This window comes from Actinopolymorpha rutila (genome assembly GCF_013407855.1).
GTDB lineage: Bacteria > Actinomycetota > Actinomycetes > Propionibacteriales > Actinopolymorphaceae > Actinopolymorpha > Actinopolymorpha rutila.
In genome coordinates this window covers 6,284,344-6,303,976 of the sequence record NZ_JACBZH010000001.1, presented here as the reverse complement: position 1 = coordinate 6,303,976, position 19,633 = coordinate 6,284,344, and the positions used below count along the sequence as shown (strand labels likewise).

The 19,633-nt window shown below is 70.0% G+C and carries 15 protein-coding genes; 10 read left to right on the top strand and 5 right to left on the bottom strand.

What is annotated here, in order from left to right; translation table 11 throughout:
* Window positions 1-4: 4 nt before the first annotated feature.
* The 3 genes from hpnC to F4554_RS28305 form a co-directional block, all read right to left on the bottom strand.
* A complete protein-coding gene (gene hpnC / locus F4554_RS28315; RefSeq protein ID WP_179790606.1) occupies window positions 5-934 on the bottom strand; it encodes a squalene synthase HpnC in 930 nt (309 codons plus the stop codon).
* A gap of 218 nt (window positions 935-1,152) precedes the next feature.
* On the bottom strand, window positions 1,153-2,706 hold the full coding sequence (murJ, locus tag F4554_RS28310) for a murein biosynthesis integral membrane protein MurJ (protein ID WP_238342455.1): 1,554 nt from the start codon (window positions 2,704-2,706) through the stop codon (window positions 1,153-1,155).
* A complete protein-coding gene (locus tag F4554_RS28305; protein ID WP_179790604.1) occupies window positions 2,703-4,244 on the bottom strand; it encodes an ATP-binding protein in 1,542 nt (513 codons plus the stop codon). The genes murJ and F4554_RS28305 overlap by 4 nt, the downstream gene beginning before the upstream one ends.
* A gap of 130 nt (window positions 4,245-4,374) precedes the next feature.
* Here F4554_RS28305 and F4554_RS28300 point away from each other — a divergent pair, with 130 nt between their 5' ends.
* The gene (locus tag F4554_RS28300) at window positions 4,375-5,061 is read left to right on the top strand and encodes a response regulator transcription factor (RefSeq protein ID WP_179790603.1); all 687 of its coding nucleotides are present in this window, start codon (window positions 4,375-4,377) and stop codon (window positions 5,059-5,061) included.
* A 206-nt stretch (window positions 5,062-5,267) separates the two neighbouring features.
* Window positions 5,268-5,948: a hypothetical protein gene (locus tag F4554_RS28295; protein WP_238341428.1), complete on the top strand. Its 681-nt coding sequence runs from the start codon at window positions 5,268-5,270 to the stop codon at window positions 5,946-5,948.
* 30 nt (window positions 5,949-5,978) lie between these two features.
* Here F4554_RS28295 and F4554_RS28290 read toward each other — a convergent pair whose 3' ends face one another.
* Window positions 5,979-6,887, bottom strand: a complete 909-nt coding sequence (locus F4554_RS28290; protein WP_179790601.1) for an ANTAR domain-containing protein — start codon at window positions 6,885-6,887, stop codon at window positions 5,979-5,981.
* Between the two features lie 341 nt (window positions 6,888-7,228).
* Here F4554_RS28290 and F4554_RS28285 point away from each other — a divergent pair, with 341 nt between their 5' ends.
* The 8 genes from F4554_RS28285 (at window position 7,229) to F4554_RS28250 (ending at window position 16,166) form a co-directional block, all read left to right on the top strand.
* The gene (locus tag F4554_RS28285; RefSeq protein ID WP_179790599.1) at window positions 7,229-9,076 is read left to right on the top strand and encodes an ABC transporter substrate-binding protein; all 1,848 of its coding nucleotides are present in this window, start codon (window positions 7,229-7,231) and stop codon (window positions 9,074-9,076) included.
* Complete coding sequence (locus tag F4554_RS28280; RefSeq protein ID WP_337796233.1) at window positions 9,073-10,134, top strand: ABC transporter permease; 1,062 nt, start codon at window positions 9,073-9,075, stop codon at window positions 10,132-10,134. The genes F4554_RS28285 and F4554_RS28280 overlap by 4 nt, the downstream gene beginning before the upstream one ends.
* A gap of 9 nt (window positions 10,135-10,143) precedes the next feature.
* The gene (locus F4554_RS28275) at window positions 10,144-11,019 is read left to right on the top strand and encodes an ABC transporter permease (RefSeq protein WP_179790598.1); all 876 of its coding nucleotides are present in this window, start codon (window positions 10,144-10,146) and stop codon (window positions 11,017-11,019) included.
* Window positions 11,012-11,941, top strand: a complete 930-nt coding sequence (locus F4554_RS28270) for an ABC transporter ATP-binding protein (protein ID WP_337796232.1) — start codon at window positions 11,012-11,014, stop codon at window positions 11,939-11,941. Before F4554_RS28275 ends, F4554_RS28270 begins: the two co-directional genes overlap by 8 nt.
* Window positions 11,938-12,897, top strand: coding sequence for an ABC transporter ATP-binding protein (locus F4554_RS28265; protein ID WP_337796231.1), 960 nt, complete (start codon window positions 11,938-11,940; stop codon window positions 12,895-12,897). Before F4554_RS28270 ends, F4554_RS28265 begins: the two co-directional genes overlap by 4 nt.
* Before the next feature lie 44 nt (window positions 12,898-12,941).
* On the top strand, window positions 12,942-14,246 hold the full coding sequence (fxlM, locus tag F4554_RS28260) for a methyltransferase, FxLD system (protein WP_179790596.1): 1,305 nt from the start codon (window positions 12,942-12,944) through the stop codon (window positions 14,244-14,246).
* 268 nt (window positions 14,247-14,514) lie between these two features.
* Window positions 14,515-15,147: a DUF4956 domain-containing protein gene (locus F4554_RS28255; RefSeq protein WP_179790594.1), complete on the top strand. Its 633-nt coding sequence runs from the start codon at window positions 14,515-14,517 to the stop codon at window positions 15,145-15,147.
* Window positions 15,148-15,278: 131 nt separating this feature from the next.
* A complete protein-coding gene (locus F4554_RS28250) occupies window positions 15,279-16,166 on the top strand; it encodes a VTC domain-containing protein (protein ID WP_202889493.1) in 888 nt (295 codons plus the stop codon).
* 111 nt (window positions 16,167-16,277) lie between these two features.
* Here F4554_RS28250 and F4554_RS28245 read toward each other — a convergent pair whose 3' ends face one another.
* Window positions 16,278-19,541: a glycoside hydrolase family 2 TIM barrel-domain containing protein gene (locus F4554_RS28245; RefSeq protein WP_179790590.1), complete on the bottom strand. Its 3,264-nt coding sequence runs from the start codon at window positions 19,539-19,541 to the stop codon at window positions 16,278-16,280.
* Window positions 19,542-19,633: the final 92 nt, after the last annotated feature.

Genomic DNA, 19,633 nt, shown 5'->3' with positions numbered 1-19,633 from the left:
CTTCTCATCCCCGGCGACCGGCCGGAGTACGCCGGGAACCGAACATGCTCCGCAGCCAGGCCCCGGCGATCACCGGCGACGTGGGCCGCGGCACCCGGCGCAGCGGGTCGTAGTCGGCGCGGCGAAGCGCCGAACAGGTGGCCCGCCCGCCCGCGACGTAGCCCGCGAGGCTCACCCGCGCCCAGCCCGACAGGGTGCCCAGCAGCGGTGCGCCCGCCTCCAGCAGGTTCCTTGCCCGGGCGGTCTCGAAGGCGATCAGCGCTCGCAGGGCCTCGCTCGCCCGGGGTTGGCCGAGCTCCTCCTCGCCGACGGTGAACGCCCGCAGGTCCTCCCGCGGCAGGTAGATCCGGCCCTGGCGGTAGTCCTCGCCCACGTCCTGCCAGTGCTCCAGCAGCTGAAGTGCCGTACAGATCTGGTTCGAGCGGCGGACGCGTTCGGCGGTGGCCCGGCCGAAGACGAGCAGGACGAGTTCGCCCACGGGGTCCGCGGAGTAGTGGCAGTGGTCGAGCAGGTCCGCGAACGTGTCGTACCGGTGGACGCGCTGGTCGCGCCGGTTGGCCTCGACCAGCCGTAGCAACGGATCGGCGGGTATCCGCTGCCTGGCCACCAGCGAGGCGAGGTCGGCGACGACGGGATCGTTCACCGGGTCACCGTGGTAGAGCGCGCGGACGTCCGCCTCGATGCCGGCCAGCCGCTCGAGCACCGCCGACCGGTCGGCGGGTGACTCGTCCCCGATGTCGTGGACGTGCCGGGTGTAGCGGTAGACCGCCTCCAGGTCCTGCCGGATACGTACGGGCACCACCCGCAGCGCGACCGGGAAGTTCTCCGCTGCCGCCTTCGACCACGGATCGACGGCATTGTCGGCCCCGCCGAGCCCGAACCGGGCGATCGCGGGCCCGTCCGCGTTGTGCAGGCTGTCCGGTCTGTCGGACATGGCGAGCTCCTTGGGCGTATCTCCCCAAGCCCCCGTCGACCCAGAGCGACGTGGATCAGCCTATGCGCGGGTCCGGCGGCGCGGGCCGACATTCGGGGGAGAGATGCCGCAGACGAGCCGTGCGGCTGATGGTTCCGGGCGCAAGCCGGACTTGCGCAAGCGCGCCTTGACGAGGCCTGGTCGACGGCGCTCGGTGCGACGGGAGCGGTCGACGGCACTCAGCGGCGCCTGCTGGTCAGGTCCTGCAGGGCGGTACGCAGATCGGCCAGCGCGGACACCCGGGTGAGCACGAGCACCACGGCGTACGTCAGCAGGCAGCAGGCACCGGTCGCGGCGAGGGAGACCAGCGCCTCCCGGGCACCCCCGTCCGGCAGCTGCCGCGACACCAGCGCGCCCGTCGCCGCCGACGCCGCCGCTGCGGCCGCGACCGCGAGGACCGTCCGCGCCATCGGCGCCAGCGCCAGCGCCCGGTGGCGCCGGGCGGTCAGCACGCTGAGCACGGTCGCGGCCAGCAACACCGACATCGACGTGGACGCCGCCAGTCCGGGCACGCCGTACCGCACACCGAGGGTCAGGTCGCCCACGACGTTCACGCCCATCGCGCCCAGCGCGGTGAGCACCGGTGCGCGGCTGTCGCCGACCGCGAGGCTCGCCCTGGCCACCACCTCGCGCACCGCGAGGCCGAGCAGCGCCAGTGCGTACGTCGACACGGCCAGCGTGGTCAGGTGGACGGCCCGCTCGTCGAAGCTGCCCCGGGCGAACAGCAGCACGACGATCGGTTTGGCCGCCACCGCGAGCACCACCACCACCGGGGTGATCACCACGAGCACCACACCGAGAACCCGTCCGGTCGCGCGGCGAAGCTCTCCCCGGCGCTCGGGCCGGCCGAGTGCGCTGAACGCGGGGAACAACGCGGTGGCGAACGCCGTCACCAGGACGACCTCGGCCAGCGTGACCACCCGCCAGCCGTAGCTGAGGGAGGAGATCGTGCCGGCGCCCAGGGCGGAGCCGACCGCGCGGTCGACCGTCGTGTTGACGTTGACGATGGCGCTGCCCACCAGCAGCGGCGGCACCATCCGCGTCATCTCCCGGAAACCGGGGTCACGGATGTGCAGCGAGGGCCGCAGCCGCAGGCCGATGCCGCGCACCGCCGGAAGCTGGACGGCGAAGCGGGCGGCCGACCCGACGACGAAACCGCCGGCCAGCGCGGCCACGCCGTACCGCCCGCCGAAGGCGACCATCGCGGCGATCATCACCAGGTTGAACGGCACGCCCTGCACCCCGGCCCAGAAGAACCGGCCGTGTGCCTGGGCGGCGCCGGCCAGGAGGTTGGTGCCGGAGACGAACACCGTCGCGACCAGGACGATGCGGGTCATCGTGATGGCCAGGGTCTCGGTGTGCGGGTCGAAGCCGGGTGCGAGTACGTCGACCACCGAGTCGGCGAGGACGAACATCACCGCGGACGCCACCAGCAGGACGGCCATCGTCACTGTCAAGGCGACCTGGACAGTGCGTTGCCCTTCCGTCGGGCGGTTCTCGTCGACCGCCCGCGCCACCGGCGGCACCAGCGACCTGGCCATGGCTCCGGAGACCAGCCCGAGGACGACGTTCATCACGCCCTGGGAGACGAGGAACGCGTCCACGGCGGCGTCCGCACCGAACACCGCGGCCATCACCGCGTCCCGGGCGAAGCCGAGCACCTGGCTGACGGCGGTGAGCCCGACGAGGAGTGCGGAGGAGCGGACGACGGCAGCCCGCCGGCCCCCGCTCAGCGGATCACCCGGACATGGCCGGAGGCAGGGATCCGCGCCGCGTCGTCGTCGGCGCCCTCGACCACCTCGGTACGCCTGCCGGCGTGGCCGGTGGACACGGGCTCCCGTTCGCCGGCGCGGTCGCCGGCCTGCTCGGTGCCGCTGCCCACCAGCGGGATCAGCACGGTGAACGTCGAACCGACGCCGGGCGTGGAGTACAGCACGACCCGGCCGTCGTGCGCCTTCGCGATCGCGGCCACGATCGCGAGACCCAGCCCCGAACCGGACCCCGGCTCCTCCTGGGCGGCGCGCTCGAACCGGCCGAAGATGCGTTCCTGGTCGGCCTCGCTCACTCCCGGGCCGGTGTCGCGGACCCACAGCCTGGCCATCCGGATGCTCTCGTCGACAGCGGAGCCGAGAGCGATGGTGTCGTCCTCGGCGGTGTGGCGTACGGCGTTGTCGGCCAGCTGCAGCAGGGCCTGGGTCAGCCGCTGTGCGTCGGCGACCACGGTGGCGTCGGCGCTGGCCTCGACCACCCAGTCGCGGTTCCCGAGGGTCCGGGCCTTCTCGGCGATCTCCTTGACGAGTACGCCGACGTTGACCGGGGCGGGCCGCAGGAAGTCCGGCCGGTCGGCGGTGGCCAGGGTCGCCAGGTCGTCGACGAGCCGGGCCATCCGGTCGAGTTCGTCCAGCACCAGTTCGCGGGTGGCGGCGACCTCGGCCCGGTCGTTCGGGTTCAGCAGTTCGAGGTGCCCGCGCATGATGGTGATCGGCGTCCGTAGCTCGTGGCCCGCGTCGTCGAGGACCTGCCGGTGCAGCGTGAACGGTGCGAAGGCGAGCGGCTGCCCCGTGGTGGCGCGTAGCGGCAGCCGCAGGCGGGTGAGGATCCGGCCGGTGGCCGCGAACCCGGCCAGGGCCAGCAGGACCAGCCCGGCCAGCGCGACGAGGGCGTACGTGCGGAACGCCGCGTAGAGGCCGGCATTCAGCCGCGTGGTGTCCCTGGCCACCACGAGCGTGGCGCGGTGGCCGGCTGTGCCGGGCAGAGACGTGCTGAGCAGGCGCAGGTCGTCGGCGGCCGCCACCTCGCCGGGCGCGGCGCCGTCGGCTGTTGTCCGGGCTTTTGTCTGGGCTGTCTTCTGGGCTGTCTTCTGGGCTGTCGCCCGTGCGACGGACAGGACACCGCGGAAGGTGGCCGGGCCGGCGAGGTCGCTGCCGGCCGACCGGGCGAGCAGCAGGCCGTCGACGAAGCCGAAGTACGCCTCGTCCGGTCGCGGCGGGTGGGCGGCGAACGCGGCCGAGAAGTCCCGGCGCGTCGGCGCGACGGCCTGCCCGCTGCCGGGGTCGAGCCGCACCGGCTGCGAGGTCGCGAGTTGGCGGACATCGCGACTCAGTTCGACGTCGACTTCTGAGGTCATGCGGCCGTGTTCTATCGCCATCACGGCACCGCCGGCCGCGGCCATCACCACGGCGCACAACGCCACCAGCCAACCGAGAACACGGATCCGTGCTGCCCGCGGCACGCGCACCAGTTGGTGCGGTGAATACCCGCCAATGCTCACAGCCACAGATTGCCCCAGTTGCCCTCGATTCGATCCGCCTCATTATCCGAAGTTACGACTCAATTGGCGGGGGAATCGCAGTTATGGCCGGCACTTGTACCGGACGTAACGAGTCGGAAGGAGTCCGGTGATGACCCACATCCTCATCGCCGAGGACGAGCAGGGCATCTCGTCGCTGATCGAGAAGGGCCTGCGGGGCAACGGGCTGGACACCACCACCGTCACCGACGGGGACTCGGCGCTGCGTCAGGCCGCGTCCGGCGAATACGACCTGATGGTGCTCGACCTCGGCCTGCCGGGCAAGGACGGGTTCACCGTGCTCAGGCGACTGCGGGAGGCGCGTAACGCCATCCCCGTGGTGATTCTGACCGCGCGCACGTCGGTCGCGGACACGGTCGCGGGCCTGCAGGGCGGGGCCGACGACTACATGAGCAAGCCGTTCCGGTTCGAGGAGCTGCTGGCCCGGATTCGCCTTCGCCTGAACGCGGTTCCGCGCCCGCCGGTCACGGTGGTACGCCACGGCGAGTTCTCCCTGGACCTGCGCACCAGGCGTGCCGTCGTCGGAGACCGGGCGGTCGACCTGACCACCCGGGAATTCCTGCTCGCGGAGATGTTCCTGCGCCATCCCGGCCAGGTGCTGTCCCGTAAACAACTGCTGTCCCACGTCTGGGGATACGACTTCGACCCCGGCTCCAACGTGGTCGACGTCTACGTGCGGTACCTCCGCCGCAAACTCGGTTCGGAGCGCATCCAGACGGTACGCGGTCAGGGATACCGGCTCGTCGGCGAGAACGTCGCGGTCGGATCCCACGGCTGATCACGCGCGGCTGATCACGCCGCTGATCTCGACCGGCTCGTCGAGCCAGGACCGGGAAACCGACATTCTGACCGCCGCAACGGAATCGGTCCTGCAGATTCCCGAATGCGCGGACAAATTAGAAAGATCTCATCCCTTAACCGGCGCGTTGCCTGGCGTTGAGACTGGCTTTTGCCTGGCGACGACGCGCTGGACGGGGGAGAGTCATGTCGGTTTCTGCGGCGCGCACCTGGACGAAGATCACCGTGGACGGGCGGTCCTTCCAGCGGCTTCCGGTGAGGACCCGTTGGCTGACGGAGAAGGACGACCTGGCCGAGGTGCTGTCGGAGTACCTCTTCGAGTTGGAACCCGGCGACACCGTGGCGATCAGCGAGAAGGTCGCCCTGCTGCTCGAGGACGGTGGGGTGCCGACCGGCGACATACGGGTGGGACGCGAGGCGCGTCTGCTCGCGTCGTTCGTCCGGCCCCGCCCCGGCTCCCGTGGGCTGTCGGTGCCGGAGAAGATGGCGTACGTCCTGTGGAGGACCGGACGGGCCCGCATCTACGCCGCGGCGGCGGGTGGCGCGGTCGGGCGGTTCTTCGGGGTGAAGGGGACGTTCTACCGCATCGCCGGGTCGCTGGCCCGCGACATCGACGGCGGCCGTCCGCCGTACGAGCACCTGCTGTTCCCGCCGTTCGAACCCGAGCACGCCGCGCGGGTGTGCGCCGACCTCGAGCGCCGGCTCGGCGTGGGCGTCGCCATCGTGGACATCAACGACTTCGGCGGCTCGGTGCGTGCGGTCTCGTCCCGCTCGATGCCGGCCTCGACGCTCGTCGCGGTCCTGGCCGACAACCCGATGCGGCAGCGGCTGACGGGTACGCCGTTCGCGGTGGTCCGGTCGAGCTGACGCCGGCGGGGTTTCCCGGCGGGGCTGTCGTCAGGGGCGGTCCGGACGCGGCTGTCCGGTCGGCCGGCGTGCACTCAGCCTGGCCAGGTCGGCGGGTCCGGGACGGGCGGGCTGGGTGCGCGGCGACTGCGGCTGTGGCTGCGGCCGGACGCCCGGTGATCTCCCGGCCGTACGCGCGGACTCGGCGGGTGCTGGTCCCTTGCCGGCCGTACGCGGGTCCGGGTGGCCGATGAGGCTGCCGTCCGCGGTGCCGTCGAGGACCTGGCCCGCCAGCGTGGCCAGCCGCATCTGGTGCCGGCGGGCGTGGCCGCGCAACAGGACGAACGCCTGGTCGATGCCGAGGCTGCGGCGTTCGGCGAGTACGCCCTTGGCCTGCTCGATGACCAGCCGGCTGTCGAGGGCCTGCTGGAGTTGCCGGGTGAGCACGTCGGCGCGCTGTTGCCGGCGTCCGCGCAGCAGGCTGATGGCGGCGACGTGGGCCAGTGCCCCGGCGAGCTCGGCATCGGGTTCGTCGTATGGACCGGACGTGGTGCGGTAGAGCTCCACCGCACCGAGCACCTCGTCACGGTCGCGCAGGGGCCACGCGTGCGCGGAGGCGTATCCCTCGGCGCGGGCGGCGGCGGCGAAACGGTCCCAGCGTTCCGGCGGTGCGTGCAGGTCGGGACAGGCCACCGGGCGGCCGAGTGCGTAGGCCTCCGGGCCGGGTCCGCTGCCGACACGTAGACCGGTGACCTCCGCCAGCCGGACCGCCGGTGAGGAGGTGGCGGCGAGACCGAGCCGGCCGTGGTCGTCGGCGAGCATCACGGTGGCGCCGGCCGCGTCCACCAGGTCGGCACATCGTTGCGCGAACAGCCGCAGGAAGTCGGCGGTGTCGTCGTGGTTCACCGCGGTGCCGGCCAACTCGACGAATGCCTCGGTGATGCGTTGTTCCCGGGACACGCCAACCTCCCAGCTTGCATGCGTACCGGCCAGTGTTCCCGGCTTCTGCGGGGTTTGCCTCGCGGGTTGCCGACCTTGGACACCCCAGTCTCCGGGGATTACCCGTGGCCCTGGTTTCGAAACTTGAACACAGGTCCAGATCTGGCAACCACTGTCCGTGCGCAGGCTGTTGACTCCCCCTGTCCGCAGGAATTTACTTGGGCGGCGTCACGCAGTGCCGAGTCGCCCCTCAGTTACATCCCGCTCTTCTTTCACGCCCCTCGTGGGCGTACATCGGTGTGCCCAGATGTCTGGCGCCGACGCACTGTCCCAATGTTCGGCGTATGCATGGAGGTGCCCCGATGGAGTCGTCGGACCGCAAGTTCGAGAACGTCGAAGAGGTGTTGAGCTATCAGCTCATGAACCGACGCGACGCGCTGAAGACCGGCCTCGGCGCCGGTGCCGCGCTGCTGTTCGGCGGCGGCTTCCTCAGCGGGTGTTCCAGTAGTGGCGGCAGCTACTCCGGCAACGGCAAGAAGCCGGAGGGCGCCGACAACGAGCCCGCGGTCGGCAAGGCGAACATCCCGACGCCGCGGAACAAGACTCTCGTCATCGGCCAGGTCGACTACCAGGTCTTCAACAGCTTCAACCTGCGGATCCCGAACGGCAACGCGGCCGGCAACGGCTTCGACACCGTGGGGCGGGAGTATCTCTTCTACCTCAACCTGCCGACCGGCGAGCTGATGCCGTGGCTGGCGACCGGCTACGAGTACAACAAGGACTTCACCTCGCTGACGTTCAGGTTCGACCCGAAGGCGAAGTGGAGCGACAACAAGCCGTTCACCTCCGAGGACTTCAAGTTCACCGTCCTGCTGATGCGCGACAACGCCGAGCTCCTCGGCGGTGGCGGCGACCTCAAGGACTTCGTCAAGGACGTCTCCACCCCCGATCCGCACACCGCGATCATGGAGCTGTCCAAGCCGAACCCACGGCTGCACTACGGCTTCATCTGCACGATCGCCAGCGGGTTCGACGTGCTGCCCAAGCACATCTGGGAGGGCAAGGACCCGACGAAGTTCCGCGACAACCCGCCCATCCGCACCGCACCGTACGTGCTGGACAAGGCGATCGCCAGCCAGAAGATGTTCGTCTGGAAGCTGAACCCCGACTACTGGAACAAGGACAAGTTCTACCCGAAGGTGCAGTACGTCATCTTCCAGTCGACCGCGCAGTCCCAGGACGCGGCCAGCCAGGCGTTCAAGCGAGCGGAGTTCGACGTCGGTTCGCTGGACGAGCAGCACGCGAAGTCGCTGCGCAGCCAGGGCTACCCGAACCTCGTCACCACGCCGTTCCACGACCCGTGCCCGCGTGCGCTGTGGCTGAACTGCGACCCGGCCCGCGGCATCATCGGCGACCCCCGCATGCACTGGGTGATCTCCTACGTCATCGACCGGCAGAAGGTCGGCTCGACGGTGTGGCCGGTGAAGACGCCGACCGCCCAGTACCCCTGGGCCGACTACGACGGCAACGACAAGTGGGAGGTCGCGTCGGTCGCCGGCAAGTACAAGATGGAGTACGACCCGGCCAAGGCCGCCCAGCTGCTGGACGAGATGGGTGCGAAGAAGGGCGCCGGCGGCAAGCGCATGTGGAAGGGCAAGCCGGCCACCATCGAGGTCATCACGCCGTCCGGCGTCGACGGCGCGGAGTTCGTCATCGGCCAGCTCATCGTCAGCGAGCTGAAGAAGCTCGGCGTCACCGCCAACATCCGCAGCTACAGCGGCTCGGTGCACAGCGAGAAGTTCGAGCGCGGCCAGTTCGACATCTCCTCGCAGTGGGTGTGCAGCGTCTCCTGGGACCCCAACCAGCTCTACGTCGGCCTGCAGGGGAAGTACGCCAAGAAGATCGGCGTCAACTCGGTCGGGCGTAACGAGGTGCGGCTGAACGACCCCGAGCTGGACGCGCTGTCCCAGCGGCTCGCGGTGATGAACCCCGAGAGCCCGGAGGCCAAGCCGCTGATGCAGCAGGCGCTCGCGGAGTACTACAAGCGGCTGCCGGTGATCCCGGTCATCCAGACCGCCTACCCGTCGTACTACAACACGACGTACTGGAAGGGCTGGCCGACCGGCGACGACCTCTACCAGGTCCCGAACAACTGGTGGGGACAGTTCATGTTCGTGATCGGGAAGCTCCAGCCCACGGGGAAGAAGTGAGCTCGGAGGTCGCGGTCGAGCCGGGACGGATGCGGTCCTGGCTCGCCGCGCACCCCCTCGCGAGCTACGCCGTCCGAAGGTTCGGCCTCTATCTCGTGGAGTTGTGGGGCGCGGTGACGGTCGCGTTCTTCTTCTTCCGGCTGATCCCGGGCGACCCGATCCAGACGTTCATCCAGACCCTGCAGCAGAACTACGTCTACAACGCGCAGGCCAGCGCGGCGGTGATCGAGCGCTACCGTTCGGAGTTCGGCCTGGACGGCAACCTCTTCTCGCAGTACCTGCACTACATGTACCGCGTGCTGTTCCAGCAGGACCTCGGGCCGTCGCTGCTCAACTACCCGACACCGGCCCAGGACGTCATCATGCGGGCGCTGCCGTGGACGGTCGGCCTGCTCGGGCTGTCCGCGGTGCTGGCCTGGGTGATCGGCCTGCTGGTCGGTGCGCTCGCCGGGTGGCGGCGGGGCAAGGCCGGTGCAGACCTGGTCACCAACCTGGCGATCGCGTTGTCGCACGTGCCGTACTACTTCCTGGCGCTGATCCTGACGTTCGTCTTCGCCTACCAGCTGGCCTGGCTGCCGGCGCGCTCGGCGTACAACGCCCGGCTGACACCGGGCATCTCACCGGAGTTCGTGTTCAGCCTGCTGAAGTACGGCCTGCTGCCCAGCCTGTCGATCGTGGTGATCGGGGTGTTCAGCTGGTTGCTGTCCACCCGGATGCTGATGGTGCCGGTGCTCGGCGAGGACTACCTCACCTACGCCCAGGCGAAGGGGCTGCGGCCGCGGAAGATCCTCACGAAGTACGCGCTGCGCAACTGCTACCTCCCGCAGGTGACCGCGTTCGGGATCTCGCTGGGCTTCATCTTCAACGGCAACGTGCTGGTGGAGCAGCTGTTCAACTACCCGGGGCTGGGCGCGACCTTGGTGAACGCCATCCAGATCCTCGACTTCAACACGATCCTGGGTGTCACCAACCTGGCGATCTTCGCGGTCCTCACCGCCAACCTCATCCTCGACCTCCTGCTCCCGCTGCTCGATCCGCGGGTCAAGTACTGGCGTTAGGGAGTGGGCATGAAACTGGTACGTGGCCTGGGGCGCGTGCTCACCAGCAACTGGAAGTTGACGACCGGCCTGGCGCTGCTCGTGCTGCTGATCCTCACCGCGGTGGCGAGTCCGCTGATCGCCTCGGCGGTGGGCGGCGGGCAGGACCCGGTGGCGATCGCGGCGTACGAGAAGTGGCAGGTGCCCTCGCCCGCCCACTGGCTCGGCACCGACCAGTTCGGCCGGGACGTGTTCGCGATGACGATCGGCGCCCTCGCGGTGTCGCTGAAGGTCGGCGCGATCGCCGGGGTGATCTCCACCATCGTGGGCGTGCTGATGGCGTTCATCGCTGGATACAAGGGCGGTGCGGTCGACGGGGTGCTGTCGACGTTCACCGACATGGTGCTGGTGGTGCCGAGCTTCCCGCTGCTGATCGCGTTGTCGGCGTACACCAAGAACGTCGGCATCACGCAGGTGGCGCTGATGCTCGCGGTGTTCAGTTGGCCCTTCGCGGCCCGGACGATCCGCGCGCACGTGCTGAGCCTGCGGGCGCGACCGTACGTCGAACTCGCCAAGGTGACGAAGTTCCGCGACCTGGAGATCATCGCCTACGAGCTGTTGCCCAACATGCTTCCCTACATCGGGGTGGGCTTCGCCTCGTCCGCGCTGGGCGCGATCTTCGCGCTGGTCGGCCTGGAGGTGATCGGGCTCGGGCCGGGCGAGACCATCGACCTGGGGAAGATCATCTTCAGCGCGATCGGAACCGGTGCGCTGACGCTCGGCGCGTGGCCGATGTTCGTCGCGCCGATCCTGTTGCTCACCTTGCTGTTCGCCGCGCTGAACCTCTGCAACATCGGGTTGGAAGAGGTCTACAACCCGCGACTGAGAGGAGTCGCCGGTGCCTAGGGCCAGCGCGACCGAACCCGCGACGCCTCCGAACCCTCCGCCGCCGGACGCCGCGCAGCAGCGGCCGGTGCTGGAGATCAAGGGGCTGAAGGTCCACTACCGCACGACCGGCGGTGACGTCGCCGCCGTCGACGGCGTGGACCTGACCGTGCGACGGGGCGAGATCCTCGGCATCGCCGGTGAGTCCGGCAGCGGCAAGAGCACGATGGCGGTGTCGCTGCTGCGGTTGCTCCGCCCGCCCGGTTACGTCGCCGGCGGGGAGATCGCCTTCCACCCGAGCGAGGGGCCGTCGGTCGACCTGCTCAAGGTGGACGAACGCCGGCTGCGGGCACTGCGCTGGCGGGCGTTGTCGTACCTCCCGCAGGGTTCGATGAACTCCATGAACCCGGTGATGCGGGTGGGCGACCAGTTCCGCGACGTCATCCTCGAACACGCCGGCCGGCGGCGGGGCGAGATCGACGAGATGATCCCGCGGCTGCTGCGCTCGATGGGCCTGGACCCCGGTGTGTCCCGGATGTACCCGCACGAGCTGTCCGGCGGCATGAAGCAGCGGGTGCTGATGGCGATGTCCATCGCGCTCGAACCCGACCTGGTGGTGGCCGACGAACCCACCACCGCGCTGGACGTGACCATCCAGCGGGTCATCCTGCAGAGCCTCGGCGACCTGCGCGACCAGTTCGGCGTGACGCTGGTGGTGATCTCCCACGACATGGGCGTGCACGCGCAGCTCGTCGACCGCGTGGCGGTGATGTACGAGGGACGCGTGGTCGAGGTGGGTGACGTACGCCAGGTCTTCAAACAGCCCCAGCATCCCTACACCCGCAGCCTGATCGAGTCGATCCCGCGGATCGGCGACGCGCCCTGGCAGCACAGGAACCAGCAGCCCGGCGGCCGGCAGCAGAGGGAGAGTGAGGTGCGGTGAGCCAGGCGCGGGACACCCAGGCGCAGGACACCCAGGCGCGCGACACACGGCCCGGTGACAGGCGGGGCAAGGACATCGAGCTGCGGCAGGTGGTGCAGCGGTTCCACGCCCGGGGCTCGGCGACCGGCTTCCTCACCGCCGTACACGAGACGTCGTTCGCGTTGCGCTCGGACCCGCCGCAGATCGTCAGCCTGGTGGGGCAGAGCGGCAGCGGCAAGAGCACCATCGCCCGGATCATCCTCGGCCTGCAGGCACCCAGCTCGGGTTCGGTGACCTACGGCGGCAAGGACATCTCGAAGCTGTCGCGGGCGGAGTACGACGACTACCGGCGCAACGTGCAGCCGGTCTTCCAGGATCCGTACGCCATCTTCAACCCCGTCTACCGGGTGGACCGCGTGCTGCGCAGCGCCATCAGGAAGTTCGGTCTGACCCGGTCGAAGGAGCAGGCCGGTGAGCTGATGGAGGAGTCGCTGCGGGCGGTGAAGCTCGACCCCGGCCAGGTGCTCGGTCGCTACCCGCACCAGCTGTCCGGCGGGCAGCGCCAGCGGGTCATGCTGGCCCGGGTGCACATGCTGCGGCCGGCGTTCATCATCGCCGACGAACCCGTGTCCATGCTGGACGCGCAGGTGCGCAAGCTGTTCCTTGACATTCTGGTCGACTTCCAGCGCGACTACGGCATGACGACGTTGTTCATCACCCACGACCTGTCCACCGTCTACTACGTCGGTGGCGACGTCATGGTGATCACGAGAGGCCGGGTGGTCGAGCAGGGCCCGGTGGCGGAGGTCATGCACACGCCGAAGCACCCGTACACCCAGCTGCTGCTGGCATCGGTCCCACAACCGGACCCCGACGCGCGCTGGACCGACCGGATCGACGTGGACCAGGCCGAACGCGAGGAGGCCGATCCGGAGCTTCCGCCCGGCGACGACGCGCTCGAGGCGCGGGTTCCCTGAGGTGGGCTGTGAGGATGACTGAGAGGTTGGCTGGGGTGGGCTGAGTGGCTGTCAAGCCGGACTTGCGCGCGCTGCGGGACACGCTCGTCGCCGACCTGGTGGCGCGCGACGTGCTGCACGACCAGCGGGTGGCGGACGCACTGACGACGGTGCCGCGGCACCTGTTCCTGCCCGGCGTACCGGCCGCGGAGGCCTACGCCGACGAGGCGGTGGTCACCCGTCGCGACGCCGAGGGTACGGCGACGAGTTCGTCCTCGCAGCCGGCGATCATGGCGATCATGTTGGAGCAGCTGGACGTGCGGCCCGGCCACCGGGTGCTGGAGATCGGCGCCGGCACCGGCTACAACGCCGCGCTGCTCGCGCACCTGGTCGGCCCGACCGGCAGCGTCACCACGATCGACCTGCAGCCCGACGTGACCGACGCGGCCCGGGACGCACTGGTCGCGGCAGGGTACGCGCGGGTGCGCGTCGTGTGCGGGGACGGTGCGCTGGGGGTGCCCGACGATGCGCCGTACGACCGGATGATCGTCACCGCCGGCGCGTGGGACCTGCCGCCGGCGTGGTACGAGCAACTCGCGGTTGACGGCCGGCTGGTGGTGCCGTTGGACCTGCGGGGTGTGATGCGGTCGATCGCCTTCGAACCAGTCGACGCAGTCGGTGGGAACGCCGGAGCGCGGTGGCGCTGGCGCAGCCGGTCGGCGCACACCTGCGGCTTCATGCCGCTGCGCGGGCTGGCCGCCGGGCCAGGACGGCGGCTCCGGATCGGTGCGCCCGAGGACGCCGGCATCTCGTTGTCGGTCGACGACGAGCGCGAGGTCGACGTCGACGTGCTGGGGGAGGCTCTGACCGCGCCTCCGGTCGAGATCGCCACCGGACTTGAGCTGACCACCCCCGAACTCGTGGACGGCCTCTTCGGCTGGCTCGCGCTCACCGAACCGGACAGCTGTGGGATGTACGCCGGCGCCGAGGCGATCGAACGTGGACCCGTGGAGTTGCCGGTCGTCTACGACGGCCCGTCCGGCCCGTCGGCCGCGATGGGTTCGGGACTGGTGGCCGACGGAAGTGCCGCGCTGCTGGCGAGGCCGCGGACCGACGACCGGTCGACGGCGGCGCCGCTGGTGGTCCGGGGCTACGGCGCCGACGGGTCCGCACTGGCCACCCGGCTGGTGACCGCGGCCCGGGCGTGGGACGACGCTGGCCGCCCCGGAGGCGAGCGGCTGCGGGTCGAGGCGCTGCCGCTTCCCGGCGGCGCCGACGACACCGGGACGTACGAGGGAAAGCACGTCGTCGACAAACGGTCCGTACGGCTGCTGGTGTCCTGGCCCACGACAGAGGTGCCCGGCCAGTGACGTTCCCCGAGAAGTGGTTGCCGACAAAAAGCCGTTGCTGACAAGGGGTTGATGGACGTGGCCCCAAGGTGTCAGGTGTAGTCGGAGTGCCCTCTTCCGGACGTCCCTGGACGACCGATACGTCATCCACCGTGACCGCCACGAACCAGATGAGAGACCTCTCAACCCGTGCTCAAAGACCCCGCATCGTCGCCAGGCATCGCCGATTCTGGATACATCCGGCCGACGTCAACGGCCAGTGAACACCGGCTGTCTTCGAGGAGAAGTGATGCGGAACCTTTGGACGGCACTAATCGCCGACAACCTTTGGACGGCGCTGATCGCCGACCTGGTCGCCATCAGCATCCTGGCTTATTTCGTGTACTTCCGGCGCTACTACCGTCGCGACCTGCTGCTGGCGTACATCGCTCTCAACGTCGGCGTCCTTGTCGTCACCACCCTCCTCGCCAGCGCCGGCGCCGCCACCGGCCTGGGCCTCGGCTTTGGATTGTTCGGCATATTGTCGATCGTCCGGCTGCGTTCGGACTCGATCACCCAGGAGGAGGTCGCCTACTACTTCATCTCCCTGGCCCTCGGTCTCATCAACGGGCTGCACACGGGACGCGTGTGGTTCACGCCCGCGCTGTCCGCGACGCTCCTCGCTGTCATGTACGTCGCGGACCACCCTCGACTACTCGTCCGGACCCGACGGCAGACGGTCACCCTCGACGCCGCCTACCCTGACCCGGGCCGCCTCTACGCAGTCCTTGAACAACTCCTGGCCGGCAAGGTCAAACACTGTGTCGTCCGTGAACTCGACCTGGTGCGTGACATCACTGTCGTCGACGTGCGGTTCCGCCTCTTCGACCGCCGCACCGCCCCCACGTACGTCGCCCGCCAACTCGACCGGGTTGCACCATGACGACCTCCGTGACGACCTCCGTGACGACCTCCGTGTCGACCCCCGTGTCGACCTCCGTGTCGACCTCCGTGTCGACCTCCGTGTCGACCCCCGTGTCGACCCCCGTGTCGACCCCCACGACGACTCCCGTCGTGACGCCACACCCTGCCGAGCTCCCGACCCGCACCAGCGCGCTCGTCGCCGACGCCCTCGCACCGCTGACCGCAGTGGACCTGCCGACAGTGCTGGAGCAGGCAGAGTTGCAGTCCCGGGTCGACCGCAAGTACCTCGTTCCCACCCAAACCTTCACCGAGCTTCTCACCCGGCTCGGCGAGCGGTACTCCGTCCTGGAGATCGATGACCGCCGACTGTTCCAGTACGAGTCGGTGTACTTCGACACCCCTCAGCTCCACCTCTACCGCCAGCATCTGCAGGGCCGCCGACTCCGCTACAAGGTCCGTACGCGCACCTATGTGGACTCCGACATCTGCATGCTCGAGGTCAAACTGAAAGGCCGGCGCTCCCAGACCATCAAGACCCGTTTCCCTCACGCGACCGAGCATCGTGCAGTGCTCACCGATCAGGGCCACCGTCTTCTCGACGACCTGCTCCACACCGAGTACGGCATCAGCGCGCCCGCGCTGGCACCGGTCGTCACCACCAGGTACCTTCGCGGAACCCTCGTCGACCTCGAAGAAGGAAACCGTTTCACCTGCGACCTCGACCTCGTCTGCGAGCACCACGGTCGGACAGCCGGCGGGCTCACGGACCAGATCCTCGTCGAGAGCAAGACAGTCGGCGGCAGGAGCGCTGCCGACCGGATTCTCCGCGAACTCGGAGTCCGGCCGGTCAGCATCAGCAAATACTGCGTTGCCCTCGCCCTTCTCAACCCCACAGTTGTGACCAACCCGTGGAACCGCGTTCTACGTCACCACTTCGACTGGCGTCCGAAATCCCACCTACGCGAGTGGGACGTTGCGGACCCAGGGGCCGGCCAGTCCGACGCCGGCGTCAGGATCGGTCCGCTACCAGCTGCGTGACAGCGCTCGGTCCGAACAGCGAAGCGGCGGTCCGACCCCTCGGGATAGGACCGCCGCTTCGCTCGTACTCGCCGGTGCCGGCTACCTGCTTGCTACCTACCGGCTACCTGCTCAGACCGCCCGGTGCACCCGCGCCGGGTCGTCGCCGTCACGCAGCGGGACCAGCCGGTAGGCCAGGTCGTACGACGTACCCGACGGCACGTGGTAGACCTCCAGCGTGTCCGGCCCGCAGCTCGCGCCACCCAGCCCGCGCTGGCGGACGTCGACGGTGAGGTACGTGACCTCGTCGCGTACCAGGTCGGCGGTGTGCCGGGCCGTGCCGAGCGTCCGCGCGGAATAGTGCGACACCCCGGCCTCGACCGGCGTCGGCGCACTCACCAGCAGCCCGGCGCCGTCGGCCCGGCGCAGCGCGAGCCAGCGCACGTCGGTCTTGTTGCCGTGCTCCTGCGGCAGGATGTACGGCACGTACTGCTCGTCCACCGTCCCGGACCAGCGGCCGACCGCCGCGCCGGCCTTCCGGTCGACGTAGCTCTCGTGCGGCCCACGGCCGAACCACTCCACCTGCTCGAAGCCCGCCGGCACGGTGGCCAGCACGCCCACGCGCGGCAGGTCCGGCAGGCCGGCGCCCACCTCGACGTGGTGGCTCGCGGTCACCGAGCCGTCGGCGCGGATCTCCCAGCGGGCCTCGTGCACGATCCCGGTGTCCCCGGCCGACGTGCCGCTCTCCTTACCGCCTTCTGTGCCACTTTCTGGGGCGAGCCGCTCGACCCGGGTGACCACGACGCCGCCGTCCTTGCCGGACTCCACCCGGATGGACTCGGTGTTCGTGACCAGGTGGTCCAGGCCGGCGTCCAGCCAGCGGAAGTATGCCTGGTGGCCGCGCTGCCAGGGGTTCTCGTCCAGCCGGATGCCGTCGTTGTCGGTGGGCGCCCGCCAGGTGTCGACCACCGGTCCGGACTCCAGCAGGTCCACGCCGTCCACCCGCCACGCGGTGAGCGCGCCGTCGGCCCGGCGGACCACCACCTCCACCCGGTCACCGCGAACGGTCCAACCGTCCCCGGCCTCCTCGACCGCCAGGGCGGAGCCGGCGGAATCGACGGAATCGGCTGGTTCGGCGGAAGCCGCGCGACCGGTGCCGATCGGCAGCTGCACCCAGCCCACCTCGTGCTCGGGCCCGGCCAGCGGCACGTCGTCGGCGTGGATCCGCAGCGTGCCGTACGCCTCCTGGCCCGGGTCGAGCGCCGGCCGCTTCCACGGCACGGCGATCTCCTCCTCCGTGCCCGGCGCGGTGGACAGCCCCGGCAGCGTGCCGGACTCCACCACGGTCCCGTCGACGGTGACCTCCCAGGAGATCCGCAGGTGGGACAGGTCGCGGAAGTCGTACTTGTTGCGTACGCGCAGCCGGTCCTCACCGACCAGCGTCGCGTCGAACGGCTGGAACAGCCGCTTGGCCTCCCACATCGCCGGGTGCGGCGTCCGGTCGGGCCAGAACAGCCCGTCGCAGACGAAGTTGCCGTCGTGTGGGGTGTCGCCGAAGTCGCCGCCGTACGCCCAGTACCCGGGCTGGTCGCCGGAGGAGAAGCCGGGCCGCGGGTCGTCCGGGCTCTTCGCGATGCCGTGGTCGAGCATCTCCCAGATGAATCCGCCCTGCAGCCCGTGGTGACCCTCGATCGCCGCCCAGTAGTCGGCGAGGTTGCCGCAGCTGTTGCCCATCGCGTGCGCGTACTCGCACATGATCAGCGGCCGGTGGTCGGTGGTGGTCTTCGCCCACTCGACGATGCGGTCGATCGACGGGTACATCGGGCAGATCAGGTCCGAGGACGGGTGGCCGGCCGACCAGTCCGGCGCGATCGCGCCCTCGTAGTGCACCACCCGCGTCGGGTCCACCCGGCGAACCCAGCCGGCGGCCGCGTCGTGGTTGGGGCCGTAACCGGACTCGTTGCCGAGCGACCAGGCGATCACGCTGGGGTGGTTGCGGTCGCGCAGCACCATCCGGCTCACCCGGTCGACGAACGCCGCCTGGTAGCGCGGGTCGTCGCAGATGGTGGTGTAGTTGGCGTGCGCCTCGATGTTCGCCTCGTCGACGACGTAGAAGCCGTGGAGGTCGGCGAGTTCCAGGAAGTACGGGTCGGGCGGGTAGTGCGACGTGCGGACCGCGTTGACGTTGAACGCCTTCAGCACCCGGACGTCCTGCTCCACGGTCTCCTTCGGCACCGCGCTGCCGAACTTCTCGTGGTGCTCGTGCCGGTTGACGCCGCGGATGTAGACCGAGCGGCCGTTGACGAGAAGCTCGCGGTCGCGGATCTCGACCGTCCGGAAACCGGTGCGGACGCGGGTCGCCTCGACCTCGTTGCCGTCGGGGTCGACCAGGCTCACCAGGACGGTGTAGAGCGTGGGCACCTCCGCCGACCAGGGCGACACCGAGGGCAGGTCTGCCGTGACGGTGACCACGCCGAGACCGGGCAGGTCACCGGCGCGGGCGGCGGGTTCGCCGGTCAGCGGCTGCGCCAGGGCCGGTCCGCCGTCGGGGGCGTCCAGGGTCGCGGTGACCCGCCAGCCGGGGCCGGGCAGTTCGCCGACCTCGGCCTTGACGGAGAGGGTCCCGGCTCCGGTGGTGTGGTCGTAGCCCGCGGTGACCGCCACGTCGGCGAGGTAGGTCGCCTTGGTCGCGTAGAGATAGACCGAACGATGGATCCCGGCCTGCCACCACTGGTCCTGGTCCTCGACGTAGCTCGCGTCCGACCACTGGATGACCTGGACGGCGAGGGAGTTGGCGCCGGGGCGCAGTGCCGCCGTCACGTCGTACTCGCTGGGCAGCCGGGAGTCCTTGCCGATGCCCACCGGGACGCCGTTCACCCAGATCGAGGACACCGAGATCGCGCCGCCGACGTGCAGGACGACGCGGGAGCCGTCCCAGTCGCCGGGCACGTCGAACGTCGTGCGGTACAGCCCGGTGGGGTTGGCCGCCGGTACGTACGGTGGCCGGTTGGGCGCGAACGGCATCTGCACGTTGGTGTACTGCGGGCGGCCGTGGCCCTGCATCGTCCAGTTGCCCGGCACCGCCACGGTGTCCCAGCCGGAGACGTCCAGGTCCGCGGCGGGGAAGTCGGATGGGGTGTCCTCGGGCCGGTCGACGACCTTGAGCGCCCAGTCACCGTCCAGCGACAGCACCCGGGCGCCGGTCTGGGCGCGGGCCTGCTCGGCGGTCGGGTAGGGGAGCAGGGTCGCGCGGCCGGGCAGTCGGTTCGCGCCGGTGAACTCCGGCGTCTCCCACACCCGGAGCGCGCCGAGCGCGTCGGGGACGGTCGCGGGGTCAGTGCCGGCGGGGTTCGCGGTGTGGGCGTCGGGCCGCCCGGTCGGATCGTTCGCAGCCATGGGTGGCCCTCCTGGGTGGGATCGTTCTCAGACCACCGTAAGGCCACCTTCGCGAGCGGTGGAAAGCGCCTGCCCGCCAGCTGGGACCGGTC